The sequence below is a fragment of the Pseudomonas sp. P2S-1 genome, from assembly GCF_057197725.1.
The window spans coordinates 3,770,971-3,795,227 of sequence record NZ_CM170068.1 but is presented as its reverse complement, the minus strand read 5'-3'; the positions used below and the strand labels follow the sequence as shown (position 1 = coordinate 3,795,227).

At 65.0% G+C, this 24,257-nt stretch carries 22 protein-coding genes and 2 tRNA genes; 13 read left to right on the top strand and 11 right to left on the bottom strand.

From position 1 onward, the window contains the following. Positions 1-28: 28 nt before the first annotated feature. The 4 genes from AC2CQI_RS16820 to AC2CQI_RS16805 all read left to right on the top strand — a co-directional run bounded on the left by AC2CQI_RS16820 (position 29) and on the right by AC2CQI_RS16805 (position 3,287). Complete coding sequence (locus AC2CQI_RS16820) at positions 29-598, top strand: GNAT family N-acetyltransferase (RefSeq protein ID WP_484577372.1); 570 nt, start codon at positions 29-31, stop codon at positions 596-598. 75 nt (positions 599-673) lie between these two features. Next, positions 674-1,543, top strand: coding sequence for an acyl-CoA thioesterase II (gene tesB / locus AC2CQI_RS16815; RefSeq protein ID WP_075802190.1), 870 nt, complete (start codon positions 674-676; stop codon positions 1,541-1,543). Next, on the top strand, positions 1,540-2,133 hold the full coding sequence (locus AC2CQI_RS16810) for an HAD family hydrolase (RefSeq protein WP_484577371.1): 594 nt from the start codon (positions 1,540-1,542) through the stop codon (positions 2,131-2,133). The genes tesB and AC2CQI_RS16810 overlap by 4 nt, the downstream gene beginning before the upstream one ends. Before the next feature lie 146 nt (positions 2,134-2,279). Then, positions 2,280-3,287, top strand: coding sequence for a zinc-dependent alcohol dehydrogenase family protein (locus AC2CQI_RS16805; protein ID WP_484577370.1), 1,008 nt, complete (start codon positions 2,280-2,282; stop codon positions 3,285-3,287). Between the two features lie 38 nt (positions 3,288-3,325). Here AC2CQI_RS16805 and AC2CQI_RS16800 read toward each other — a convergent pair whose 3' ends face one another. Then, positions 3,326-5,533 carry a TonB-dependent receptor gene (locus AC2CQI_RS16800; RefSeq protein WP_484577369.1) on the bottom strand — a complete coding sequence of 736 codons (2,208 nt, stop codon included), beginning with the start codon at positions 5,531-5,533 and terminating at the stop codon, positions 3,326-3,328. Positions 5,534-5,718: 185 nt separating this feature from the next. On the opposite strand from AC2CQI_RS16800, the gene AC2CQI_RS16795 reads away from it, so the two are divergent. Further along, entirely contained in the window at positions 5,719-5,931 is a 213-nt protein-coding gene (locus tag AC2CQI_RS16795) for a PLDc N-terminal domain-containing protein (protein WP_075802186.1), read from the top strand. A gap of 1 nt (position 5,932) precedes the next feature. Here the strand turns inward: AC2CQI_RS16795 and AC2CQI_RS16790 are convergent, their stop codons facing one another. After that, positions 5,933-6,547, bottom strand: a complete 615-nt coding sequence (locus AC2CQI_RS16790; protein ID WP_484577368.1) for a LysE family translocator — start codon at positions 6,545-6,547, stop codon at positions 5,933-5,935. A 113-nt stretch (positions 6,548-6,660) separates the two neighbouring features. On the opposite strand from AC2CQI_RS16790, the gene AC2CQI_RS16785 reads away from it, so the two are divergent. Beyond that, on the top strand, positions 6,661-7,113 hold the full coding sequence (locus tag AC2CQI_RS16785) for an Lrp/AsnC family transcriptional regulator (protein ID WP_075802184.1): 453 nt from the start codon (positions 6,661-6,663) through the stop codon (positions 7,111-7,113). A 151-nt stretch (positions 7,114-7,264) separates the two neighbouring features. Here AC2CQI_RS16785 and rtcR read toward each other — a convergent pair whose 3' ends face one another. Beyond that, positions 7,265-8,866, bottom strand: coding sequence for an RNA repair transcriptional activator RtcR (gene rtcR / locus AC2CQI_RS16780; protein ID WP_484577367.1), 1,602 nt, complete (start codon positions 8,864-8,866; stop codon positions 7,265-7,267). 284 nt (positions 8,867-9,150) lie between these two features. On the opposite strand from rtcR, the gene AC2CQI_RS16775 reads away from it, so the two are divergent. The 5 genes from AC2CQI_RS16775 to AC2CQI_RS16755 all read left to right on the top strand — a co-directional run bounded on the left by AC2CQI_RS16775 (position 9,151) and on the right by AC2CQI_RS16755 (position 12,762). Then, positions 9,151-9,223: transfer RNA gene (locus AC2CQI_RS16775), tRNA-OTHER, on the top strand. After that, a tRNA-Arg gene (locus AC2CQI_RS16770) sits at positions 9,224-9,295 on the top strand. A gap of 255 nt (positions 9,296-9,550) precedes the next feature. After that, entirely contained in the window at positions 9,551-10,696 is a 1,146-nt protein-coding gene (locus AC2CQI_RS16765; protein ID WP_484577366.1) for a slipin family protein, read from the top strand. A gap of 28 nt (positions 10,697-10,724) precedes the next feature. Next, entirely contained in the window at positions 10,725-11,945 is a 1,221-nt protein-coding gene (locus AC2CQI_RS16760; protein WP_484577365.1) for an RtcB family protein, read from the top strand. Positions 11,946-11,961: 16 nt separating this feature from the next. Further along, positions 11,962-12,762, top strand: a complete 801-nt coding sequence (locus AC2CQI_RS16755; protein ID WP_484577364.1) for a nucleotidyltransferase domain-containing protein — start codon at positions 11,962-11,964, stop codon at positions 12,760-12,762. A gap of 119 nt (positions 12,763-12,881) precedes the next feature. On the opposite strand, the gene AC2CQI_RS16750 is transcribed toward AC2CQI_RS16755, so the two are convergent. The 8 genes from AC2CQI_RS16750 to AC2CQI_RS16715 form a co-directional block, all read right to left on the bottom strand. Beyond that, positions 12,882-13,673 carry an outer membrane protein OmpK gene (locus AC2CQI_RS16750; protein ID WP_484577363.1) on the bottom strand — a complete coding sequence of 264 codons (792 nt, stop codon included), beginning with the start codon at positions 13,671-13,673 and terminating at the stop codon, positions 12,882-12,884. A gap of 55 nt (positions 13,674-13,728) precedes the next feature. Then, positions 13,729-14,694 carry an isopenicillin N synthase family dioxygenase gene (locus AC2CQI_RS16745; protein ID WP_484577362.1) on the bottom strand — a complete coding sequence of 322 codons (966 nt, stop codon included), beginning with the start codon at positions 14,692-14,694 and terminating at the stop codon, positions 13,729-13,731. A gap of 49 nt (positions 14,695-14,743) precedes the next feature. Then, positions 14,744-15,826 carry a BMP family ABC transporter substrate-binding protein gene (locus tag AC2CQI_RS16740; RefSeq protein WP_075802177.1) on the bottom strand — a complete coding sequence of 361 codons (1,083 nt, stop codon included), beginning with the start codon at positions 15,824-15,826 and terminating at the stop codon, positions 14,744-14,746. A 248-nt stretch (positions 15,827-16,074) separates the two neighbouring features. After that, positions 16,075-17,007 (bottom strand): ABC transporter permease, encoded by a 933-nt coding sequence (locus tag AC2CQI_RS16735; protein WP_484577361.1) that lies wholly within the window; start codon positions 17,005-17,007, stop codon positions 16,075-16,077. A 58-nt stretch (positions 17,008-17,065) separates the two neighbouring features. Beyond that, positions 17,066-18,166 carry an ABC transporter permease gene (locus tag AC2CQI_RS16730; protein ID WP_484577360.1) on the bottom strand — a complete coding sequence of 367 codons (1,101 nt, stop codon included), beginning with the start codon at positions 18,164-18,166 and terminating at the stop codon, positions 17,066-17,068. Positions 18,167-18,178: 12 nt separating this feature from the next. Further along, a complete protein-coding gene (locus AC2CQI_RS16725; protein WP_484577359.1) occupies positions 18,179-19,714 on the bottom strand; it encodes an ABC transporter ATP-binding protein in 1,536 nt (511 codons plus the stop codon). 287 nt (positions 19,715-20,001) lie between these two features. Further along, on the bottom strand, positions 20,002-20,328 hold the full coding sequence (locus AC2CQI_RS16720; protein WP_075803567.1) for an AzlD domain-containing protein: 327 nt from the start codon (positions 20,326-20,328) through the stop codon (positions 20,002-20,004). After that, positions 20,325-21,059, bottom strand: coding sequence for an AzlC family ABC transporter permease (locus tag AC2CQI_RS16715; protein WP_075803566.1), 735 nt, complete (start codon positions 21,057-21,059; stop codon positions 20,325-20,327). The genes AC2CQI_RS16720 and AC2CQI_RS16715 overlap by 4 nt, the downstream gene beginning before the upstream one ends. Before the next feature lie 124 nt (positions 21,060-21,183). Between AC2CQI_RS16715 and AC2CQI_RS16710 the strand changes: the two genes are divergently transcribed. Together AC2CQI_RS16710 and AC2CQI_RS16705 are read left to right on the top strand one after the other, a co-directional pair. Further along, on the top strand, positions 21,184-22,137 hold the full coding sequence (locus AC2CQI_RS16710) for a LysR family transcriptional regulator (protein WP_484577358.1): 954 nt from the start codon (positions 21,184-21,186) through the stop codon (positions 22,135-22,137). Positions 22,138-22,266: 129 nt separating this feature from the next. Further along, entirely contained in the window at positions 22,267-24,186 is a 1,920-nt protein-coding gene (locus tag AC2CQI_RS16705) for a tyrosine-protein phosphatase (RefSeq protein WP_484577357.1), read from the top strand. Positions 24,187-24,257 lie beyond the last annotated feature (71 nt).

Genomic DNA, 24,257 nt, shown 5'->3' with positions numbered 1-24,257 from the left:
TGCGAGGCCACGGACCCTGGAGCCATCGATGACGCAGATTCTCGAGCTGGAAAGCGCGCGCCTGGTGCTGCGCCAATGGCAGGACGACGACCTCAAGGAGTTCGCCGCGCTGTGTGCCGATCCGCAGGTGATGCGTTACTTCCCCGCGCCCCTGAGCCGGCTGGAGAGCGCGGCGCTGATCGGCCGCATCCGCGGGCATTTCGCCGAATACGGCTATGGCCTGTGGGCGCTGGAGCGCAAGGACACCGGGGCCTTTATCGGCATGACCGGCCTGCTCAACGTCGGCTTCGACGCCGACTTCACCCCGGCGGTGGAAATCGGCTGGCGCCTGGCCCGTCGCCACTGGGGCCTGGGCTTTGCCAGCGAGGCGGCCTGGACCAGCCTGCGCTGCGCCTTCGCCCGGTTGGGGCTGCAGGAAGTGGTGTCCTTCACCACCCGCGACAACCTCGCCTCGCAGAAGGTCATGCAGGCCATCGGCATGCAGGCCGACCCTGCCGGCGATTTCGAGCACCCGAAACTGGAACCCGGTCACCCCCTGCGTCCCCATGTGCTGTACCGCATCGACCGCGCCCATTGGCAGGCCACCCTGCGCGGCTGAATCAGCGAACATACGGGCCAGTAATGACAAACCCTGTATCATTTGCCGCCTGGGCCTTGCTTTGGAGAATCTCGAATGAGCCATGTGTTGGACGATCTGGTCGATCTGTTGAGTCTGGAAGCGATCGAGGAAAACCTCTTCCGCGGCCGTAGCCAGGACCTGGGTTTCCGCCAGCTCTACGGTGGCCAGGTGCTCGGCCAGTCGCTCTCGGCGGCGAGCCAGACGGTCGAGGAGGCGCGCCATGTGCACTCCCTGCATGGCTACTTCCTGCGTCCGGGCGACGCGACCATGCCGGTGGTCTACTCGGTCGACCGCGTGCGTGACGGCGGGAGCTTCAGTACCCGGCGGGTGACGGCGATCCAGAAGGGCAACCCGATCTTCACCTGCAGCGCCTCGTTCCAGTACGACGAGGAAGGCTTCGAGCACCAGGGGCAGATGCCCGATGTGGTCGGCCCGGAGAACCTGCCGTCGGAAGTCGAGCTGGCGCAGTCCATGGCCGACAAGCTGCCGGAGCATATCCGCGACAAGCTGCTGTGCGCCAAGCCTATCGAAGTGCGTCCGGTCACCGAGAAGGACCCGTTCAATCCCAAGCCCGGCGACCCGGTGAAATACGCCTGGTTCCGCGCCGACGGCACCCTGCCGGACTCCCAGGCGCTGCATAAATACATGCTCGCCTATGCCTCCGATTTCGGCCTGCTGACCACCTCGCTGATGCCCCACGGCAAGTCGGTCTGGCACAAGGACATGCAGATCGCCAGCCTCGACCACGCCCTGTGGTTCCACGGCAACCTGCGAGCGGACGAATGGCTGTTGTACGCGATGGACAGCCCGTGGGCGGGCAATGCCCGTGGTTTCTCCCGTGGCAGCATCTTCAACCGCGCCGGGCAACTGGTGGCGTCGTCCTGCCAGGAAGGCCTGATCCGTCACCGCAAGGACTGGGCATGAGCCTCAAGGACATTCGCCACTGGGTGTTCGACATGGACGGCACCCTGACCGTGGCCGTGCATGACTTCGCCGCGATCCGCGAAGCGCTGGGCATTCCGCCGGAGGACGACATCCTCACGCACCTTGCCGCCTTGCCGGCTGAGGAAGCGCAGGCCAAGCATGCCTGGCTGCTGGAGCACGAGCGCGATCTGGCGATTGCTTCGAAACCTGCCGAGGGCGCGGTGGAGCTGGTGCGGGAACTGGCCGGGCGTGGCTATCAGTTGGGCATTCTGACCCGCAATGCGCGGGAGCTGGCCCATGTGACGCTGGAGGCCATCGGCGTGACGGACTGCTTCCCGGTGGACAGCGTGCTGGGGCGCGATGAAGCGCCGCCCAAGCCGCATCCGGGAGGATTGCTGAAGCTGGCAGAGGCTTGGGGTGTGCAGCCGGCTGACATGGTGATGGTTGGCGACTATCGTTTCGATCTGGATTGTGGCCGGGCGGCGGGGACGCGGACGGTGCTGGTGAACCTGCCGGACAACCCATGGCCGGAGCTGACGGACTGGCACGCGGCGGACTGCCGGGCGTTGCAGGTCCTGCTCGGACACTGAGATTTTCCGAGGTCTTTCGGGCCTCATCGCTGGCAAGCCAGCTCCCACAGGGACCGCGTGCACCGCCCTTGTGGGAGCTGGCTTGTCGGACCGCCGCACCGCAGCGATAGGGCCCGAGAGACCATCACTCACTCCCAGGAGAACCCATGAGCAAAGCCATTTACGTTCAACCCGGCGGCGGCTACGACAAGGTCGGCCTGGGCACTGCCGAGGCCGCGGCCCCCGTAGCGGGCGAAATCACCGTGCGCCTGCACGCCAACTCCCTCAACTACCACGACTTCGCCGTGGTCAGCGGCATGTGGGGCCCGAGCGCGCCGCGGATCCCCATGGCCGACGGGGCCGGCGAGGTGATCGCGGTGGGCGAGGGTGTCAGCGAGTTTGCCGTGGGCGACTCGGTGGTCAGCACCTTCTTCCCCGACTGGCTCGATGGCGAGCCGCTGGTGGAAGGCTTTGCCACGGTGCCGGGCGATGGCATCGACGGTTATGCCCGGGAACTGGTAACCGCCCGCGCCACCTCCTTCACCCTTGCGCCGAAGGGCTACAGCCATGCCGAAGCCTCGACCCTGACCACTGCCGGCCTTACCGCCTGGCGTGCGTTGATGGCCGATGATTCGCTCAAGCCCGGCGATACCGTGCTGGTGCAGGGCACCGGCGGCGTCTCGATCTTCGCCCTGCAATTCGCCAAGGCCGCGGGCGCCACGGTGATCGCCACCTCGTCCAGCGACGAGAAGCTGGAGCGCCTGAAGACCCTCGGTGCCGACGAGGTGATCAACTACCGCAGCACGCCGGACTGGGGCGGGAAGGTGCGCGCCCTCACCGACAATCGCGGTGTGGATCATGTGATCGAGGTGGGTGGTCCGGCGACGCTGGAGCAGTCGATGATTGCCGCGCGGATTGGCGGGCATGTGTCGCTGATCGGCATCCTGACCGGTGTCGCCGGGCAGTTGCCGCTGGTCCAGGCGCTGGTGCGGCAGATCCGCTTGCAGGGTGTGCTGGTGGGCAGCCGGGCGCAGCAGCAGGCGATGATCCGGGCGATCGATGCCAATGGGCTGCGGCCGGTGATCGACAAGGCGTTCGAGCTGGAGCAGATCGTCGAGGCGTTCCGTTACCAGGAAAGCAACCAGCACTTCGGCAAGATCTGCCTGAGCTTCTAAGCCCCCATCGCCGGCAATGCCGGCGATGAGGCCCTCGATCAGAACGCGTAGGTCGCCGACAGGATCGCCGAGCGCGCATCCCCGTACTCGATCGCCGACGACCGCGCCGCCGTACCGTTCTGCTGGCGCACGCGCTCGACGTAGTCCTTGTCGAACAGGTTGTTCACGTTCAGTTGCAGGTCCAGGTTCTCGTTGACCCGGTACGCCACCATCGCGTTGTGCACCCAGTAGTCCGGCAGCTTGGCGGTGGTGCTGGAACTGACATTGCGTTCGCTGACATAGCGCGCGCCATAGCCCAGGGTCCAGCCGGCCGGCAGCTCGTAGGTGGTCCACAGGTTCAGCGAGCGCGGCGGCGTGTTGCCCAGGGCCTGGCCTTCGCGGGCGATGCCGGCGGCGGTGTCGGCGGCCTTGAGGGTTTCGCTGTCGAGGAAGGTGTAGTTGGCGAACACATCCCATTGCTCGGAGATATGCCCGGTCACGCCGACTTCCACACCTTGCACGCGCTGCTTGCCGGCCAGTTGGGTGGAGCCGTCGGCCATGGTCTCCCGGGCGTTGTCCTTGGTCACCCGGAAGATCGCCGCGTCCAGTTCCAGGCGCTTGTCCAGCAGTTCCCACTTGGTGCCCAGTTCCCAGGTTTCGTTCTTCTCCGGCTCCAGGCTCTCGGTGGTCGCGCTCAAGCCGCCGCCGCTGGAGGCCAGGCTCTCCGCCGACGGGTTGAAGGAGTTGCCCCAGGCCAGGTAGATGCGCCCATTCTCCGCCGGCTTGTAGACCAGGCCGGCGCGGCCGCTGAGCTTGTCGTCGTTGGACTCGAAGGTCGAGGTGCGCACCTTGGTCGCCGAGTAGCCGTGGGCTTCGCCTTCGAAACGGTCGTAGCGCAGGCCGAGGTTGAGGTCCCACTGTTCATGCAGGGCGATGGTGTCGAAGACGTACAGCGCCTTGTTGGTCAGCTCGGTCTCGGTGTAGCCGCTGACGGTCTTGGGGGCCGGGCCGTTCCAGTGGCCGGGCGGGTTGCCCAGGTCGTAGCCGGTGCTTGGGTAGAGCGCGGTGCCGAGGCCGTGGTTGTAGGTCTTCAGATCGAGGGTTTCGCGGGAAATCTCTGCCCCGGTGACCAGGTCGTGGCGCATGCCCAGCAGGTCGAAGTTGCCGATCAGGTTGGTCTGGTTGATCCACATTTCCGTGGTCGCGTCGCGGCCATAGGCCTGCGGGCCGGCCGGCAGGTAGCGGCCGCGTGGTACGCCGACGGTGTTGACGTGGGACGCCGAGACCACGGTATCCCTGGCCACCTGGCTGTAGCGGGTGAGGTTCTGCAGGCGCAGGTTGTCGTTGAAATCGTGTTCGAGGTTGGCGGTGAACGCGCTTTGCTCGATCTCTTCCTTGTCCAGGTTCTTCCAGCCGAAATAGCTCTCGCGGTCGACACCGGCCAGCTTCTTGCCGTCCAGGGCCGGGACGCCGTAGTCCGGCAGGTTGTCGTCTTCCTGGTGGAAGACGCTGAGGGTCAGGCGCGTGTCTTCGCTCAGGCCCAGGCGCAGGGACGGGGCGATGCCCCAGCGTTCGCGGTCGATCTCGTCGCGGCCGGCGACGTCGTTCTGATGGCCCATCAGGTTGATGCGGAACGCGCTGTCATGGCCGACGCCTTCCAGCGGCTGGTTGCTGTCCAGGGTCATGCGGTAGTAGCTGTCGGTGCCGACGCTGCCGCCGAGACGAGTAAAGGCCTGGTCCCGTGGCTGCTTGCTGATCACGTTGATGCTGCCACCGGTGGTGCCGGCGCCGCCGAACACCGAGTTGGGGCCCTTGATGACCTCGACCTGCTCGATATTGAAGGTGTCGCTGCGGGTGGTCTGGGCGCTGTCGCGCAGGCCGTCGATCTGGATGTTGCTGTTGGCCGAGAAGCCGCGGATGTTGATGCTGTCGCCCGAACCGCCGCCGCCTTCGCCTGCATTGAAGGTGATCCCGGAAACGTTCGACAGCACCTGGCGCAGGCTCAGGGCCTGCTGCTCGGCGATCAGCTTGGGCGGGACCACGGTGATGGTCTGCGGAACATCCACCAGCGGCTTGGCGTATTTCGCCGAAGCGGATTGTTCGGTACGCGAACCCTGGTCCTGGGTGGCCTGGACGTTCAGGCTGTCCAGTTCGAGCGGCGGTTTCTGCTCGGCCAGCGCGACCGTGCCGGAAGAGGCAACGGCCATGCCGATGGCAGAGACGAGGAAGCGACGGTGAGGCAAGGCAGACAGCTTGTTTTTGTACATGAGAATCGTTCCCTTTTGAAATCTGGGCGCGATTTAATTACGAAATTTTCACAATTACAAATAATTTACATTTCTATTTGTTGACAAATTTGGATCCAATGTTTCGAGGCCTTTTCCCGGGTAATCCGAATGAACCCCAACGCCTCTGGCTCGCCTAATGGAAACATCCAAACGGGAGACAGCCTATGGAACACGGACATTTGTGGATCGCCCTGGCGGTGCTGCTGGCAGTGCTGGAGGTCTGGGCCATCAAGCGCATCATCGGCAGCCCGGCGCGGGCTGAAGGCAAGATGATGTGGATCATTTTCGTGGTGTTCGTGCCGGTGGTCGGGCTGCTGGTATGGGGTATCAATGGACCGAAATCCCGTCCCGGTGTGCCCCTGTCCAAAGAGGGCTGAATCAGGCGAGCAGGCGCTCGCCCAGCAGCACGGCGGCGATGGCAATCATCGCCACCCCGGACAGGCGGCTGACGTTGCGCGCCGCCGCTGGCCGGGTCTGCAGCACGCTGCGGGCGCTGTAGCCGACCAGCAGGTAGATGATCCCGCAGCTCACCAGGTGGAGCAGGCCGAGGGCGATGATCTGGGTCGCCACCGGCCAGTTCGACAGCGGGTCGGTGAACTGTGGCAGCAGCGCCAGGAACAGCAGGAACACCTTCGGATTCAACCCGCTCACGCAGAACCCGCGCAGCACCCAGCGCGACCACGACTCGGCCTTTTCCTCGCCGGCCGAGGGCGTGGACGGCTTCCACAGCATGTTCACGCCCATCCACAGCAGGTACGTCGCGCCGACCATGGTCATCACCGACAGTGCTGCCGGATTGCTGGCCAGCAGCGCCCCGGCGCCGGCGGCGACGATCAGCGTTGCCAGCAGATGTCCCGACAACAGTCCCGCCACCGCCGGCACCACCCAGCGACCGCGGATGCCTGCGGAAATCACATAGGCCCAGTCCACGCCGGGGGTAATCACGAACAGAAACGACACCGCCCAGAAGGCGGCCAGGACACTGACAGTCATATGGAACTCCCCGGAACTGCGCTGAAGATGTCCTCAGAAGACTACGCAAGCGTCGCGGGGATTATCTTTCGTATATCCTGCGGGTTCGCCCCTAGTGTGGAAGATCCTTCCAGATGGACCGTATTGATCGAAAGATTCTTGCCGAGCTGCAGCGCGATGGCCGGCAATCGCTGACTGAACTGGCCGAGCGGGTCGGCCTTAGTCTCTCGCCCTGTCATCGCCGGGTTCGGGCGATGGAAGAGTCGGGAGTGATCCAGGGATATCGGGCGTACCTGTCGCCTACGGAGCTGGGGCTGAATTTCGCGGCGATCGTCTTCGTGACCTTGCGGGAAGGGCATCAGCAGGCGGTGCAGGCGTTCGAGGCGGCGTTGCCGGAGATTCCGCAGATACTGGAAGCGCAGCGGCTGTTTGGGGATCCGGACTACATGCTGCGTATCGTCACCCGTGATCTGCCGGCGTTCCAGCAGCTGTATGACGAGCATCTGGCCAGGCTGCCGAATGTGCAGCGGTTGAGTTCGACATTGGTGATGAAGCAGGTGATTCAGGGGCGGGCGTTGCCGCTTTGAGAAAATGTCAGCAGTGCTGACACTATTCCGAAGCTGACCGCGAACCCTGTGGGAGCTGGCTTGCCAGCGATTTGGCCGGGCCTGACGACATCATTGCTCCTGCTGGCCTCATCGCTGGCAAGCCAGCTCCCACAGGGTTCGCAGTGAGGCTTCAATTCTTGATCTGATCCCACACCAAATCAAACCGCGCCAGATACTTGCGCAAGCGATCCGCATCATTCGGCGTCTGCTTCGCCTGCCGCGATACCGCGAACAACTGCCGCCCCGCCTCCGACAGATTGCGCGCCTGCCGGCACACCTCAATCACCGCCTGCAATTGCACCCGGTCAAACAGGTCCAGCTCTTCGAACCCATCCCCCAGCAGTTCGCGCAGCGGTTCGGCCTGTGGCGCCGCCCCCCAGGCCCGGCGTAACCTGGCAATCTCTTCCTCCACCAGATCCTCATCGATCCGCCCACTGTCCGCCAACGTCGCCATCCGCGTGATCGAAGCCGACAGCTCCCGGAAATTCCCCGCCCAGCGCGCTTCAGCCGAGTGCGCGAACGCCAGGTACTTGCGTCGTGCCTCCAGATTGAAGCGCACCAACCGCCCCTGCTCCTGGGCATGCCGCTGCAACTCGAAATCCAGGTTCGGCTCGATATCCTCGCGCCGCCCCGCCAGCCCGGGCAGCTCGAAGGTCCACAGGTTGATCCGGGCATACAGGTCTTCGCGGAACAGCCCGTCGGCCACCCGCTCGCGCAGGTCGCGGTGGGTGCCGGCAATCAACTGGAAGTCACTGCTGACCTCGCGATCCGAGCCGAGCGGGAAGAAGCGCTTCTCCTCGATGGCCTTGAGCAACATCGCTTGCTCATCCGCCCCCAGCTCGCCGATCTCGTCGAGAAACAGCATCCCGCCGTCCGCCGCCCGCAGCAGACCCTCACGGGCATTCTGCGCACCAGTGAAGGCACCTTTGACATGCCCGAACAGCGCCGACATGGCGCCGTCGCCGCGCAGGGTGGCGCAGTTCACTTCGACGAAACGCCCCTGGAACTGATGCCGCGCGCGCTTGAGTTCGTAGATGCGCCGGGCCAGGAACGACTTGCCGGCCCCGGTCGGACCGATCAGCAGCATCGGCGCCCTGGAGCGCCCGGCAACCCGCTCGATCTGCTCGATAGAGCGGTTGAACGCGGCATTGCGCGTGGCGATGCCGGACTTGAGGAAGGCCAGGCTCTCCTCGTGCTCACGGCGAAAGCGCGAGGCGATGCGGTCGTAGCGCGACAGGTCGAGGTCGATCAGGTTGGCCTTGCCCTCGGGGTGCTTCGACTCCTCGCGCCTGCGCAGCGGCTGGGTCTGCACCAGCCGCGCCGGCAGGTAGCGCGCCTCGGTCAGGAGAAACCAGCAGATCTGCGCGACGTGGGTCCCGGTGGTGATATGCACCAGGTAGTCCTCGTGCTCGGTATCCAGCGGGTAGCCGCTGACGAAATCGTGCAGGGCGCCGTAGACCTCCTCGAAATCCCAGGGGTTGCGCAATGCCATCGGCTGCAGGCGCACTTCGGTGTGGGGCGAGATGGACTGCACATCCTCGGCGATACGCTTGGCCAGGCCCAGGTCCCGGGCATCCAGGCCATGGATCAGCTCCAGGCGGTCGATGCGCAGGTCCGGCTGCTGGCACAGGCCAACGCTGGGCCGCCAGTGCTGCCAGCGCGCCGCGCCCTTGCCTACCCGGTCGAGGGTGCTGCCGAGAAATCCGAAGGCGACTGTTTTCCTTGCTTGCATGGCTTATCCATAAAGATAAATAGCGATATGTAAATATACGTTCGATCGAGTTCGCAAGCAGCCTGGAAATGCCTCAACTGCGCGGCTTGAAATTTAAATCTCATATAAATCAATAGGTTGATCGTTTATTCAGATTGATTTGGCAAACCTGGCACGTCCCTCGCTATATCCCCTTCGACCATCGCTCCACGGCCCACGGGCTGGGGTTGTTACCCCGCCGGTGCCCGAGCCCGCCTCACAAGGTGTCGGTATCGTGCATGCCGCCGCGGATCAACGAGGTCACGTTTGCGATAGCTCAGTCCGGTAGAGCAATCACCCCGTGGTGATCCGTCGCAGGTTCGAATCCTGCTCGCAAAACGTTCGATAGCTCAGTCAGGTAGAGCGGTCATCCCGGATGACTTGGCGCGGGTTCGAATCCCGCTCGAACACTGCCCTGTTAAGGCAGTTCCACATTGATAGCAGTACCCGCCGGTGGGGCGTGATGGATGTGCAACCTGCATCCCGATCGCCACCGCCGGCCCGCCCGGTACGCGGATCGGGCAGGGGACAAGACGAACGTCGGCCGCAGGGTGCGGCCACGGGGCCAGGAGGTCCGGACGCGTCGTCTCTCCCCGGCTTCATCCGCGCTACCCGGCGGGTCGGCGACCACCGGCACCAAGGACAAACGAAAAAGGAAGACAGAATATGAAAATGCTCAAGCGCTTTACCGTGAAGAAGAACGAACGTGGCCTGCTCTATTCGGAAGGGGACTTCGTCGCCATTCTGGAACCGGGCACCCATCGCCATTTCGACCTGCACAATCGCCTGAGCGTGGAAACCTTCAGCCTCGACCGGCCCCTGTTCGAGCACCGCCTGGCGGGTTATCTGCGCCAATCCGAGCCGGCGCTGGTGGAGCAATACTTCACCAGCATGGACGTCGGCAGCGATGAAGTCGGGCTGCGTTACGAGGACGGCCAACTGGTTGAGATCATGGCACCCGGCATCCGCCGCCTGTACTGGAAAGGCCAGATCGAGCAGCGCCTCGAACGCCTCGATTTCAGCGAGCGTTATCGCCTCGACCCGGCGCTGGTGGCACGGCTCAACCAGCCGGCCCAGCGCGGTCGTGGTATCGCCGGGCTCGACGCGGTGCTGATGGTGCAGGTACCGGCCTACCAGGTCGGCCTGCTGAAAGTGGACGGCGTGGTGGTGGAATTGCTGCCGGCCGGGCAATACGGCTTCCTGCGCTTCAACCGCCAGGTGACGGTGGAAACCGTCGATATGCGGATCCAGGCCCTGGAAGTCGGCGGCCAGGAAATCCTCACCCGCGACAAGGTGAGCCTGCGCCTGAACCTGGTCGCCAGCTGGCGCTACAGCGATGTATTGACTGCCTTCGCGCAATTGAGCAAGCCGCAAGAGCATCTGTACCGCGAGCTGCAGTTCGGTTTGCGCGCAGCGGTCGGCACCCGCACCCTCGATGAATTGCTGGAGAACAAGCAGTTGATCGATGAAGCGGTGACGGCATACCTCGACGAGCGTCTGCCGGGTAGCGGCATCCAGGTCAGCAGCCTGGGTGTACGGGACATCATCCTGCCCGGCGAGATGAAGACCCTGCTGGCCCAGGTGGTGGAAGCGGAGAAATCGGCCCAGGCCAACGTGATCCGTCGTCGCGAGGAAACCTCGGCGACCCGCTCGCTGCTCAACACGGCCAAGGTGATGGAAGAAAACCCCGTCGCCCTGCGCCTGAAGGAACTGGAAACCCTGGAGCGGGTGGCCGAGCGGATCGACCGGATCTCGGTGTTCGGCGGCCTCGACCAGGTATTGAATGGATTGGTATCGCTGAAGCCGGCCTGAGCCGGCTTCGCAATCACGGAACACGATCATGAAAGACACAAGCTACACAGTGCTGGAAGTGGCCGGCGGCAAGCCGGTCAAGGCCTGGATCGACGGCGTACCGCTGGACCCGGGCGCCCGCGAGCAACTGCTGAACACGGCACGCATGCCGTTCATCTTCAAGCACCTGGCGGTGATGCCGGATGTGCACCTGGGCATGGGCTCGACCATCGGCAGCGTGATCCCGACCCAGGGCGCGATCATCCCGGCGGCGGTCGGCGTGGATATCGGCTGCGGCATGCTCGCGGCGCGCACCTCGCTGGTGGCGGCGGACCTGCCGGACAACCTGTTCGGCCTGCGCAGCGCCATCGAAAAGGCCGTGCCCCATGGCAAGACCCATGGCCGTAACGACCGCGGTGCCTGGCAGGACGTGCCGGGCCAGGCCGACCAGGTCTGGGCAACGCTGGCGGGGCGCTTCAAGGCGATCACCGACAAGTACCCGAAGCTGGAGAAGACCAACAACCGCGTGCACCTGGGGACCCTCGGCACCGGCAACCATTTCGTCGAGGTCTGCCTGGATGAAGCGGACCGGGTCTGGTTCATGCTGCACAGCGGCTCGCGTGGCGTCGGCAATGCCATCGGCAGCCTGTTCATCGAACTGGCCCAGGCCGATATGCGTCAGCACATTGCCAACCTGCCGGACCGCAAGCTGGCCTATTTCGAGGAAGGCAGCCGGTACTATGACGACTACGTGGAAGCGGTGGGCTGGGCCCAGGACTTCGCCCGGCAAAACCGCGAACTGATGATGAGCGCGGTGATCGCGGCGACCCGCACGGTGATCCGCAAGCCGTTCGAGGCCAGCCTTGAAGCGGTCAACTGCCATCACAACTATGTGCAGAAGGAGCGGCATTTCGGCGAGGACATCCTGGTCACCCGCAAGGGCGCGGTGTCGGCGCAGAAGGGCCAGTTGGGGATCATTCCCGGGTCGATGGGGGCGAAGAGTTTCATCGTCCGCGGGTTGGGCAACGAGGAGTCGTTCTGCTCCTGCAGTCACGGTGCCGGTCGGCTCATGAGCCGCACCGAGGCGAAGAAGCAGTTCAGCGTCGCCGACCAGCAGCGCGCCACCGCCCATGTGGAATGCCGCAAGGACAAGGACGTGATCGACGAGATCCCGATGGCCTACAAGGACATCGACGCGGTGATGCGGGCGCAGCGCGAGCTGGTGGAAGTGGTGCACACGCTGCGCCAGGTGGTGTGTGTGAAGGGTTAGAGAAGGGAGAATCGTGATGAGCATGGATGAACGCCATCCACTGCCTGCCGCCATGCGCGAGCGGGTGCTGGAGGAACTGGAACGGGTCGAGCGCGAGCATCAGGTCAAGGTGTTGTTCGCCTGTGAATCGGGCAGTCGCGCCTGGGGTTTTGCTTCGCCGGACAGCGACTTCGATGTGCGCTTCGTCTACGTTCACCGGCCGGAATGGTACCTGCGGGTGGAAGAGCCGCGGGACGTGCTGGAGCGGCCGCTGACCGACGAACTGGACCTGTGTGGCTGGGAGCTGCGCAAGGCCTTGCGGCTGGTGCGCAAGTCCAACCCGACGCTGCTGGAGTGGCTGGATTCGCCGTTGGTGTATCGGCAGGACGCTGAGGCTGTGGCGGGGTTGCGTGAGCTGGCGGAGGCGTTCTATTCGCCGGCGGCGGTGCGGGCGCATTACCTGGCGATGATGAAGAAGAACTACCGCACGTACCTGTTGGGCGATGAGGTCCGTTACAAGAAGTACTTCTACGCGCTGCGGCCTCTTTGCGCGGTGCGCTGGATAGACCAGGGGCTGGGACGGCCGCCGATGGTGTTCGAGGCGTTGCTCGACGCGACGCTGGATGATCCGGTGCAGCGGGCAGCGATCGAGGAATTGCTTAGGCTCAAGCGGCGCTCTGGCGAAGCCGAAAGCGGGCCGCCGCGGGCGGTGTTGCAGGCGCTGGTGGAGGCTGAGCTGGAGCGGGCGGAGGCGGGGAGTGCGCCGAGGTCTCCGGCGGGTGATGTGGCGCGTCTGGATGAGTTCCTGCGCAAGTGGGTAGGGATGCCACTCACTTAGGCTTGCCACTAAACCCTGTGGGAGCTGGCTTGCCAGCGATTTGGCCGGGCCTGACAACATCATTGCCCTTGCCGGCCTCATCGCTGGCAAGCCAGCTCCCACAGGTTCAGCGGTGACCGTCAGAAGTGCGCTTTCACCAACAGGCTGATCGCACTCTGGTTGGTCCCACCAAGGATTTCCTCACCCAGGTAGCTCTTGTCGCTGATCCCGTACTTGTCGCTCCAGTAGTCATATTCCACCCCCACATAGAACTTCTCGCCCCAGCCCATGGCCTTGGCCAGGTCGTACTTGATCTGCGGGTTGAAGTGGAAGTTGGCGTGGTAGCTCTTGTCGTTGTCCACCACCCAGTCGATGAAGCCGTCGATCACCACGTTGGAGTTGCCCACCGGCACGGTGTAGCTCCACACCGGGGTGATCTGCCAGACGTTCTTGCCGTCACGCTTGCCATCCGGGGTGCGCAGGTAGGTGTTGAGCTGGAAGTAGTCGAAGCCGGGAATGTTCAGGTCCACCGCCGGGCCGATCAGGTAGGCCTCGACATCGTCCTCGCCGAACTCGTAGGTGGCCGCCAGCAGCACATCCTTGATCGGACCGAACGACAGGTCGGTGCCGCTGATCTTGCCGAACGACAGGCGCGGGCTGATCTCGCCGTAGAAGCTGTGGCCGTCGCCCGCGCCATTGGTGGCCTCGGTGTTGTACTTGATGCCGTCGACGAAGATGAACAGGTCGCCAAAACTCCAGCCGCTGGCATGCTCGAAGGTGACGGTCTGCTGCTTCGGCGGGTCGATCTTGAAGTCGATGCCGTTGAGGTAGGTGAGGCTGTTGTCCTGCCACAGCAACAGGTCGCCGGCCAGCGCCTGGCCAGACGCGAGCAAGCCGCCCGCCAGCAATAGGGAAGGGGTGGTGAGTTTCATCCGGAGCTCCTGGTTTTCTATTTTTTAGACGTGTGTTGTTTGGCAGTCGGGGAATTCAGGCCTTGGCCTCTTCACGGCGATAGGCGTAGGTGTCGGCGAAGCGCGAGAGCATGTAGGCGCTACACGAGACGGCCGGGTATTTCGCCGGGTTGTCGCTGCCGGAGCAGTTCGGCAGGCAGCTGATCTCGGTGTCCGGGTGCGGCTCGGCGAAGAACGGCATGGAGTAGCGATCGACCCCCAGCGGGCTGATCACCCGGTGCGGCGTGGACTTGTAACGATCGTTGCTCCAGCGCGCCATCATGTCGCCGATGTTGACCACATAGGTGCCCTCGATGGGCGGTGCGTCGATCCACGCGCCATCGAGGCTCTGCACCTGCAGGCCGCCGGCATTGTCCTGGTACAGCAAGGTCACGCAGCCATAGTCGGTATGCGCGCCGGCGCCTTGCTGGTCGGCGCTGCTGGCGGTCTGGCGCGGCGGGTAGTGGATCATGCGGAACACGCTGATCGGCTCGGCGAAACGCTGGTCGAAGAAATCCTCCTCGATACCCAGGGCGTCGGCCATGGCCCGCAACAGGGTCAGGGACAGCTGGTGCATATCCTCGTAATGCTGTTGCAGCAGCGCCTCCCAGCCGGGCATGTCCGGGTGGCGGTTGGGCCCGCGCAACGGCTTTTCCGCGAGCACGTCGGGGTGCTCCGCGTCCATGTGGAAACCCATGTCGAAGGTCTCCTTCAGGTCGCTCGGCCGGCTCGGGTCGAGCTGCTCGGTGGCGATGGCGCCATAGCCGCGGTGGTGTGCGCTTTGGGTGATATCGATGCGCAGCTTTTCCTCGGCCGGGCGGGCGAAGAAGTCCTCGGCGATGGCCTTGAGCGCGGCGATGCGCGACGCCGGGATCGGGTGGCCCTTGATGTAGTAGAAGCCCCAGTGGCGGCAGGCGGCGTCGATCTGTTTGGCCACGGCCTGGCGGGCGGCGGGATCGTTCTGGTACAGCGGCGCGATGTCGATGATCGGCAGGGTGTTCATGAATGGCTCCAGGAAGACGGCGGGAGCGCCTGGCGCTCCCGCCCGGCGGTCACTTCGGCAGTTGCGCGGTGATGCCCTTGACGTAGTAGTTCATGCCGGCGAGCTCGGCGTTGGTCGCCACCTTGCCTTCAGGAATCTTGACCGCACCGGCCTGGTCGAGGATCGGCCCGGTGAAGGGGTGGAACGAACCGTCCTTGATGCTCGCGATGATCTGCTCGGCGCCGCTTTTCACGTCGGCCGGGACCAGGTCGCTGATCGGCAGTTCGACGGTGCCTTCGGCCAGGCCGCCCCAGTAGTCCTGGGACTTCCAGGTCCCGTCCATGACCGCCTGGGTGCTCTTGATGTAGTGCGGGCCCCAGTTGTTGACGATGGAGGTCAGTACGGCTTTCGGGCCGAAGTGGGCCATGTCCGAGGCGTAGCCCACGGCGTAGACGCCGCGGCGCTCGGCGGTCTGGATCGGGGCCGGGCTGTCGGTGTGCTGGAACAGCACGTCGACGCCCTGGTCGATCAGGGCGTTGGCGGCGTCGGCTTCCTTGCCCGGGTCGAACCAGGAGTTGACCCACACCACCTTGATCTCGGTGCCGGGGTTGTACTTGTCCAGCGCCAGCTGGATGGCGTTGATGTCGCGCAGCACTTCCGGGATCGGGAAGGAGGCGACGTAGCCGATCTTCCTGGTCTTGGTCATCTTCGCCGCGAGGTAGCCGCCGACGTAGCGGCCTTCGTAGGAAGTGGCCAGGTAGGTGCCGAGGTTCTTGTCCTGCTTGTAGCCGGTGGCGTGCTCGAAGGTGACTTTCGGGAACTGCTTGGCCACCTTGGCGGTGGGGTTCATGTAGCCGAAGGAGGTGGCGAAGACCAGGTCATAGCCGCCCTTGGCCATGTTGCGGATGACCCGCTCGGCGTCGGCGCCTTCCGGCACGTTCTCGACGAAGCTGGTGTCGACCTTGTCGCCGAACTGCTTGATCAGCGCCTGGCGGCCCTGCTCGTGCTGGTAGGTCCAGCCGTGGTCGCCGATCGGGCCGATGTAGACGAAGCCGACCTTCAGCGGGTCGGCGGCGGAAGCGGACAGGGCGGTGCTGAGGCCGATGGCGGCGGCCAGGGTGCGCAGCAGGTTCTTGGTTTTTTTCTGTTGCATCGGGGGTGGGCTCCTGTGGGTCTTTTCTAATGGCCGTGTCGGGCTTTTCTGGGTAGTGCAAAAAGCTGACCAGGTGGGCAAAAAATGCTGTTTCGGGGGTTGCAGGGGGTTTGGGGTGATTGGGGTGGTGCACCAGAGGGGGGAGTGCCCTTGAGTAGTGCAGTGCTGCTGATGGCCTCATCGCTGGCAAGCCAGCTCCCACAGGGATCGTGCAACCTGTGGGAGCTGGCTTGCCAGCGATAGGGCCATCAGCAGCACCGCCCAACTTTCCAGGGTTGCCCCAACGAAACCGGCGCATACAACCGGGTCTTGATCGCATCCCGCGACAGCACCACCAGCACCAGGATCGTCGCGACATACGGCAGCATCGCCAGCAGGTTGGCCGGGAAGCTCACGCCGATACCCTGGGCCACCAGGTGCAGGATGCTGGCAAGGCCAAACAGGTACGCGCCGAGCAGCACGCGGAACACCCGCCAACTGGCGAACACCACCAGCGCGAGAGCGATCCAGCCACGCCCGGCGGTCATGTTTTCCGCCCACATCGGGGTGTAGGCCAGCGACAGGTAACCCCCCGCCAACCCGGCCATGGCGCCGCCGAACAGCACCGCCAGGGTCCGTACCCGCAGCACCGGCAACCCCATGGCACTGGCCGCATCCGGGTTTTCCCCGACCGCCTGGAGAATCAGCCCGGTCCGGCTTTTCAGCAGCACCCAGGCGATCACCGCGAAGAGCACGAAGGACAGGTAGACCAGCACATCCTGGTTGAACAGCATGTGGCCCACGATCGGCAGCTCGGACAGCAGCGGAATCGCCACCGGCTCGAAACCGGTCAGCGGCTTGCCGACCCAGGCGGAGCCGACGAAGGACGACAGCCCCACGCCGAAGATGGTCAGGGCCAGCCCGGTCGCCACCTGGTTGGCCTGGCAACCCAGGGCCACCAGGGCAAACAGCGAGGACAGGAGCATGCCGGCCAGGCAGGCCATCAGCACCCCGAGCCAGAGGTTGCCGGTGGCGAAGGCGGCGATGAAGCCCACCACCGCGCCGAACAGCATCATGCCCTCCTGGCCGAGGTTGAGTACGCCGCTCTTTTCGCAGACCAGCTCGCCCAGGGCGACCAGCAGCAGCGGGGTGCCGCAGCGCACCATGGCGTAGAGGATGTTGCCAAGCAGATCGAGATCCATAGTCGAAGCCTCAGCCCGCGCGCCACCGGCGGCGGGTAAACGAAAGGGTCAGTCGGGGTCAGGCATTCGCCGGTTCGGCCAGCGCCGCAGGTTGGCGCCGCTTCAGTTTCAGCCGCGGCCGGTAGAGGATCAGCACGTCGCAGGCGAGCAGGTAGAACAGCATCATTCCCTGGAACAGCCCGGTCAGGGACTGCGGCAGGTTGAGGCTCATCTGCGCGTTCTCGCCGCCGAGGTAGAGCAGGGCCATCAGCAGGCCGGCGACGAGGATGCCGAGGGGGTTGAGGCGACCGAGGAAGGCCACGGTGATCGCCGCGTAGCCGTAGCCCGGCGACACCTGCGGCACCAGTTGGCCGATCGGCCCGCTGACCTCGCTGACCCCGGCCAGCCCGGCCAGGCCACCACTGATCAGCAGCGCCAGCCAGACCAGGCGCTTCTCGCGGAAACCGACGAAGCCGGCGGCGCGCTGGTCGAGGCCGAGCACCTTGATCTGGAAGCCGAGGAAGCTCTTGTGCAGCAGCACCCACACCGCCACCAGGGCGAGCAGGACGAAGTACAGGCCGATATGCACCCGGCCATCCTCGAACAGCGCCGGCAGGCGGCTGGCATCGCCGAACATCGCCGACTGCGGGAAGCTGAAGCCGTCCGGGTCCTTGAGCGGGCCGTGGACGAAGAACAGCAGCAGGTTCAGGGCGATGTAGTTGAGCATGATGGTGGTGAGGATTTCATTGGCGTTGAAGTGCGTGCGCAGCCATGCCGCGAGCGCGCCCCACAAGGCACCGGCGAGGGTCCCGGCGAGCAGCACCCAGAGCAGCGCCCAGCGGCTGTCCCAGTCGATGATCTGGATCGCCAGGGCACTGCCGGCCAGGGCGCCCATCAGCAACTGGCCCTCGGCGCCGATGTTCCAGATCCGCGCCTGGTAGGCCACGGCCAGGCCGAGGGCGCAGAGCAGGATCGGCAGGGCCTTGAGCAGCAGTTCGGAGACGCCGTAGAGGTCGCTGACCGGTTCGATCAGCAGGGTGTGGAAGGTCTGCAGCGGGTCATGTCCGAGGACGCTGAACAGGATCGCCCCGCTGACCAGGGTCAGCAGGCCGGCGAGCACGGGCGACAGCAGGAGCATGGCGCGGGATTGCCGGGTACGGGGTTCGAGGGATAACAACATGGCGGGCTCTCGTCAGGCGGCGTCTTGCGCGGTATCGAACTGGCCGGCCATCCAGCCGCCGACCTCCACGGTATGGGTTTCGGCGGTGGCCTTGAGCGGGGACAGGCGCCCGCTGCACAGGGCGCCGATGCGGTCGCTGATCTGGAACAGTTCGTCGAGGTCCTCGGAAATCACCAGGATCGCCGCGCCGGCATCGCGCAGGGCGATCAGCGCGCGGTGGATCGCCGCGGCGGCACCGACGTCGACGCCCCAGGTCGGGTGGGCGGCGACCAGCAGCTTCGGGCTCTGCAGGATCTCTCGGCCGAGGATGAACTTCTGCAGGTTGCCGCCGGACAGGCTGCGGGCGCTGGTCTGCGCATCCGGGGTCTTGACCGAAAAGCGCTGGATGATCTGTTCGGCCAGCTCCAGGACCTTGCCCGAGCGGATCAGGCCGCGGCTGACCAGGCCTTGCTGGAAGGCGGTGAGCAGGGCGTTGTCGGCCAGGCTCATGTCCGGCACGGCGCCGTGGCCGAGGCGTTCGGCGGGCACGAAGGCCAGGCCCAGGGCGCGGCGGGCATCCGGGTAGAGGTTGGCCATGGGCTGGTTGTCGAGGGTGATGCGTTCGCGCTCGCCGGACGGCAGGCGGGTTTCGCCGCTGAGCAGGGCCAGCAGTTCGTCCTGGCCGTTGCCGGCGACCCCGGCGATGCCGACGATCTCGCCGCTGCGCACTTCGAGGCGCAGGTGTTCGAAGGAAGTACCGAAGGGGTCCTTGTTGCGCCAGGTCAGGTCGTCCACCCGCAGGCGCGGCAGGCCGCCGGCGCTTTTCGGGTAGCTGGCCTCCAGGCCCTCGGCGTCGCCGACCATCAGCCGGGCCAGTTGCAGGTCACTGCACTCGGCCGGCACGCAATCGCCGGACACCCGCCCGCTACGCAGCACCGTGGCGCTGTGGCAGAGGGCGCGGACTTCGTTGAGCTTGTGGCTGATGAACAGGATCGAGCAGCCCTCGGCGGCCAGGGCGCGCAGGGTGACGAACAGCTCGTCGACTTCCTGTGGGGTCAGCACCGAGGTGGGTTCGTCGAGGATCAGCAGCTTGATGTCCTGCATCAGGCAGCGAACGATCTCGACCCGCTGGCGCTCGCCGATGGACAGGCTGTGTACCAGGCGTTCCGGTTCCAGGCCCATGCCATAGCGCTGGGAGACTTCGCGGATGCGCGGGGCGAGCTGCTTCGGTGTGCCGGCATCGCGGCCCAGGGCCAGGGCGATGTTTTCCGCCACGGTCAGGGTCTCGAACAGGGAGAAATGCTGGAACACCATGCCCACTCCCAGCCCGCGGGCCTGGGCCGGATCGCGCACCTGCACGGGTTGGCCTTCCCACAGCACCTGGCCGGAATCGGGGGCGGTGACGCCGTAGATGATCTTCATCAGGGTGCTCTTGCCCGCGCCGTTCTCGCCGAGCAGGGCATGGATTTCACCGGCGGCGATACGCAGGTCGATGCGGTCGTTGGCCAGGGTGCCGGGGTAGCGCTTGGTAATGGCGCGTAGCTCCAGACGCAGGGGGGATTCGGACATGGGACTGCTCGGGGATCAGTGTGTTGAGCAGCTTGCAAAGCAAAAACATGGCCAAGTGGTCAGATTATTACGGGAAGGGCCGGGGTAAAGGGGTTGGGGGCTGTCGGAAGGTGGTTGTGAGGTGGGCAGGAAAGGGGGAGTGGTTGGTTTTGGGGCGGGTGGGGGCATCAAACTGGTGCGGTGCCGCTGAGGGCCCTATCGCTGGCAAGCCAGCTCCCACAGGTACAGCGGTGCTCTCGAGAACGCTGGTGAACCTGTGGGAGCTGGCTTGCCAGCGATGAGGCCCTTCAGTGCATGAGCATTTTCAGTCCCCACAAAGCCCCCATCCCGACAGCCAGGGTCAGCACGGTATTGCGGGTTTTCCAGGCCACCAGCGCCGCCAGCACCGCCGCCGGGATCTGCGGATTGCCCAGCACGAAATCCCCATGCCCTTCCGGATACACCACCGCCGGCAGCACCAGCGCCGCCAGTACGCTGGCCGGCACGTAGGCCAGGGCCCGGCTCACCAGCGGCGGCACCCGCAGGTTGCCATACAGCTCGACGAAGGACAGGCGCAAGGCAAAGGTCCCCATTCCCACCACCAGGAACAGTCCCCACAAGGCCAGATCGCTCATTGGCGTTCTCCTTCCGGCTGATAGTCCGCTTCCGACGATTTCCTGCGCAGGCTTTCCGCCGTCACCCCGGCAATCACCCCGCCGATCGACGCCGTCACCAACCCAAGGTTGTAGGGCAGGTCCACCGCCGCCACGGCAATCCCGCCACCGACGATGGCCGCGACCAGCGCCGGGATGCTGCGGATCCCCGGCACCAGCAAGGCCAGGAACGACAGCGGAATGGTAAAGCCCAGCGACCAGCTTTCCGGAATGCTCCCACCGACGAATACGCCAGCGACCACCGACAGGTTCCACGCCAGCCACATGGCCACCGCCGTGCCGGCGTAGTAGTGATAGCCATAGCGCCCCAGCTCGCCGGACGACAGCCGCAAAGCGCAAAGCGCGTAGGACTGGTCGGAAAGCATGTACGACAGCGGCCAGGTCCAGCGACGCGGCAGTTGGTGCAGATGCGGCGCCAGCGAAGCGCTGTACATGATGAAGCGCAGGTTGATGATCAGCGCCGTGGCGACGATCGCCACCGGCAGTACGCCGCTGTGGATCAGTTGCAGGGCAACCATCTGCGCCGAGCCGGAATAGAACAGCAGGGTCATGCCAATGGCCATGGTCGGGCTCATGCCCATCTTGATCGCCATGACCCCGGTGACCAGGCCGAAGGGGATGACACCAGGGGTGAGGGGCAGCAAGGCACGGACGCCGGCGCCGAAGGCGGCACGGCCGGAGGGATAAGGCATGTCGCCTCCTCGTTATAGGTTTTGTATGACAGACGCATCCGTCCGCATCGTGGGATAGAGTGTAGGGCTTGGGCGTTGTCGTCCTGAATCGACTTTTTTTCCGGGAAAGCAGGCAGTTTTTGTTATGGCTAAAAACGCTCCGCCAGATCAATCGCTGATCGCCATGCCGTCGTTCAAGGCCGTGCGCTCGTTTGTTGCGGCCGCCAAGTACCGCAATTTCACCCGGGCTGCCGAGTCGCTGTGCGTGACCCAGGCGGCGATCAGCCGGCAGATCCGCGACCTGGAGCTGTACCTCGGCACCGAACTGTTCAACCGCACCGGGCGCGAGGTTTCCCTCACGGCAGCGGGCGCGACGCTGTTCGATGCGGCGCAGTTGTCCTTGCTCAACATCTTCCAGGCCACCGAGCGGATCCGCCGCGACAAGAACGACAAGCGCAGCCTGACCCTGTGCTGCTCGCCGGCCTTTTCCGGGTTGTGGCTGGCGCGGCGCCTGCAGGACTTCTTCGGCGCCAACCCCGATATCGACCTGAACGTGGTCACCACCCAGCATTTCCTGACAATCGAGCCGGGGATCGAGCCGGATATCTTCATCACCCGGATCTTCGATTCGCGGCCCGGCTATCTGCAGATGCCGCTGTTCCACGAAGTCGTCTACCCGGTGTGTTCGCCGGGCTATCTGCAGGCCCATCCCGAGTCGAACACCCTGGAAGGCATTCGTCGCGGCGTGCTGCTGGACGTCAATCCCTATGGCCGCGCGCAGCTGTCGGAGCAGGTCGACTGGGACGTGTGGTTCGCGTTGCATTCCCATGGACAACAGGTGCCGCTGGTCGACGCGACAAAGCGTTTCAGCAGCAATGATTTCGTCCTGCTGATGCAGATGGCCCTGGACGGGCAGGGGCTGGCGCTGGGCTGGGATCATCTGGTCCGCGACCTGATCGAGGAAGGGCGCCTGGTGCGGCCGGTCAGCGATGAGCTGGTCCTGGCGCAAAACCGGCATTGCCTGATCTTCCGCGAAGAACTTGCCGACGACCCGGACTTCCTGCGTCTGAAGGACTGGCTGATCTCCCGGTTCAGCTAGGCCATACGGACAGAAAACGCAGCACACGGACAGATTGCGCCGGCATTTTCCCAGGCCGGCTTTTTGTAATATTCAGTCACATAGCCCTGACGATAGTAGCCGCCTCACTTCGCTCAAAGAGGCTACGCCGTGCTGCTCCGTGTCCTGTTTTCCCTGTCTGCCCTCAGCCTGTCCATCGCCGCCCATGCCGCCGAGACCTACGAGCTCGACACCCCGCGCCTGACCGGCATGGACAACTTCCGTGATATCGCCGGGACCGACACGGCCTACACCACGGCCAATGACGGGACTATGCGCTCGGGTGTGTTCTATCGCTCCAACGCCCTGACCCCGACCGCGTCGGACCTGGCCACCCTCAACACCCTGGGCATCTCCAACGTCTACGACCTGCGCACCCCGAGCGAAATCGCCTCGACCCCGGACACCCTGCCGACCGGCGCGGTCTACCAGAACATCGACATCATCGGCAGCACCACCTCCGGTTCCAACGTCACCAACATTTCCTTTACCAGCGCAGCCCAGGCCGTAGCGATGATGGAGGAAACCAACCGCGCCTTCGTCAGCGATAGCGGCATGCGCGGCCAGTTCGCCGTGCTGTTCAACGAACTGGCTGCGGCGGATGGCGCTGCGTTGTTCCACTGCACCGCCGGCAAGGACCGCACCGGCTGGACCGCCGCCGTGCTGCTGAGCATCGCCGGAGTGGACAGCGCCACCATCATGGAAAACTACCTGGCCACCAACGACTACACCGCCGCCCGCGTCGCTGCGACCCTGGCGATGATGCCGGCGAGCATGGCGGCGATCTACGCGCCGTTGCTGGGTGTGCAGGCCAGCTACCTGCAAGCCGGCCTCGACGAGGTGACCGCCGAGTACGGCAGCATGGACAACTACCTGAAGGAAGGTCTGGGACTGTCCCAGGAAACCATCTACGTACTGCGCGGGAAGATGGTCTTCTACAACAGCCTGCCGGGGGCTGCCGACCTGCTGGGCAACGCGGCGGCGGGGGCGCAACTGCTGTCGCAGTTGCAGAACAGCAGCCTGTCCGGGGACTACACGGCCTACAACTACTACCTGCAGTCGGCCATCGATGCGGGCAGCCTCGGCGGCGTCGAAGCGACCGTGGGCGGGCAGGTGCATGCCGACGCGGCGAGTTACCTGCTGCGCCAGGGCGCGCTGCTGGACAAGGCGGCCGCGCCCTATGCCAGCGGCACCGACCTGAAGATCGGCCAGTACCGGCTGTGGACCACGGCGCTGGCCGGGTACCAGGGCACCGATGGTTCCTCCCGTGCCGCGAGCAGTAACGAACACACCCAGGGCATGATGGTCGGTCTCACCCAGCGCTTCTCCGAGCAGATCAGTGCCCATGCCGGCTTCGGCTACAGCCGTGGCAGCGTCGGGGCGGCGGGTGGTGATGTGGATACGGACCTGACCTTCATCAAGACCGGTGCGCGCTTCGCCTTCGACTCGCTGGACCGTGGGCTCTTCCTCGAAGCCGGGCTGAGTGGCGGCTGGCTGGACTACGACAGCAAGCGCGAACTGGGCGGCGGTCTCGGCGCGGCCAAGGGCGATACCGAGGGCACCCTGGCGGGCGCGAGCCTGGCGTTGGGCTACCGGATGCCAATGTCGGGTGTCACGGTCGAGCCGAGCCTGGGTGTGCGGGTCAGCCGGGTGGACCTCGATGGCTTCCAGGAGAAGGGCAGCGAGCTGGCCTTGCAGGTGGATGGCCTGAAGGAAACCCGGCGCAGTGCCTTCGCCCATGTGAAGGCCACCTTCGCACCGCACGAACTGGGCGCCGGCTGGCAACTGACGCCGGGCCTCGAAGCGGGCTACGAGCATGCGCTGGGCAATCACGAAGTCGATAGCCAGGGCCATCTGCTGGGGCTGGATGTCGAGCAGCGTGCAGCGTTCGACAGCCGTGACCAGTTCAGTGGTGGCTTCAACCTGATGGCGAGCCAGGGGGACTTCAGCGTGGGGGCTGACCTTGGGGTGATCGCGGGTGGCGGCAGTCATGGCGTCAGCGGGAGCCTGAAGGCCAGCTATCAGTTTTGACGAGCTCTAAGCTGCAAGTTGCAAGCGGCAAGAGAGAGCAGCGGCGACGCGGACTGCTCTTTCTTGCTGCT

Coding starts and splice junctions, on each gene's coding strand:
- AC2CQI_RS16820 (WP_484577372.1), top strand. CDS start 29: ATGACGCAGATTCTCGAGCTGGAAAGCGCGCGCCTGGTGCTGCGCCAA.
- AC2CQI_RS16785 (WP_075802184.1), top strand. CDS start 6,661: ATGGACCGTATTGATCGAAAGATTCTTGCCGAGCTGCAGCGCGATGGC.
- AC2CQI_RS16800 (WP_484577369.1), bottom strand. CDS start 5,533: ATGTACAAAAACAAGCTGTCTGCCTTGCCTCACCGTCGCTTCCTCGTC.
- AC2CQI_RS16810 (WP_484577371.1), top strand. CDS start 1,540: ATGAGCCTCAAGGACATTCGCCACTGGGTGTTCGACATGGACGGCACC.
- AC2CQI_RS16710 (WP_484577358.1), top strand. CDS start 21,184: ATGGCTAAAAACGCTCCGCCAGATCAATCGCTGATCGCCATGCCGTCG.
- AC2CQI_RS16740 (WP_075802177.1), bottom strand. CDS start 15,826: ATGCAACAGAAAAAAACCAAGAACCTGCTGCGCACCCTGGCCGCCGCC.
- AC2CQI_RS16765 (WP_484577366.1), top strand. CDS start 9,551: ATGAAAATGCTCAAGCGCTTTACCGTGAAGAAGAACGAACGTGGCCTG.
- AC2CQI_RS16725 (WP_484577359.1), bottom strand. CDS start 19,714: ATGTCCGAATCCCCCCTGCGTCTGGAGCTACGCGCCATTACCAAGCGC.
- AC2CQI_RS16790 (WP_484577368.1), bottom strand. CDS start 6,547: ATGACTGTCAGTGTCCTGGCCGCCTTCTGGGCGGTGTCGTTTCTGTTC.
- AC2CQI_RS16730 (WP_484577360.1), bottom strand. CDS start 18,166: ATGTTGTTATCCCTCGAACCCCGTACCCGGCAATCCCGCGCCATGCTC.
- rtcR (WP_484577367.1), bottom strand. CDS start 8,866: ATGCAAGCAAGGAAAACAGTCGCCTTCGGATTTCTCGGCAGCACCCTC.
- AC2CQI_RS16755 (WP_484577364.1), top strand. CDS start 11,962: ATGAGCATGGATGAACGCCATCCACTGCCTGCCGCCATGCGCGAGCGG.
- AC2CQI_RS16720 (WP_075803567.1), bottom strand. CDS start 20,328: ATGAGCGATCTGGCCTTGTGGGGACTGTTCCTGGTGGTGGGAATGGGG.
- tesB (WP_075802190.1), top strand. CDS start 674: ATGAGCCATGTGTTGGACGATCTGGTCGATCTGTTGAGTCTGGAAGCG.
- AC2CQI_RS16735 (WP_484577361.1), bottom strand. CDS start 17,007: ATGGATCTCGATCTGCTTGGCAACATCCTCTACGCCATGGTGCGCTGC.
- AC2CQI_RS16795 (WP_075802186.1), top strand. CDS start 5,719: ATGGAACACGGACATTTGTGGATCGCCCTGGCGGTGCTGCTGGCAGTG.
- AC2CQI_RS16760 (WP_484577365.1), top strand. CDS start 10,725: ATGAAAGACACAAGCTACACAGTGCTGGAAGTGGCCGGCGGCAAGCCG.
- AC2CQI_RS16715 (WP_075803566.1), bottom strand. CDS start 21,059: ATGCCTTATCCCTCCGGCCGTGCCGCCTTCGGCGCCGGCGTCCGTGCC.
- AC2CQI_RS16805 (WP_484577370.1), top strand. CDS start 2,280: ATGAGCAAAGCCATTTACGTTCAACCCGGCGGCGGCTACGACAAGGTC.
- AC2CQI_RS16750 (WP_484577363.1), bottom strand. CDS start 13,673: ATGAAACTCACCACCCCTTCCCTATTGCTGGCGGGCGGCTTGCTCGCG.
- AC2CQI_RS16745 (WP_484577362.1), bottom strand. CDS start 14,694: ATGAACACCCTGCCGATCATCGACATCGCGCCGCTGTACCAGAACGAT.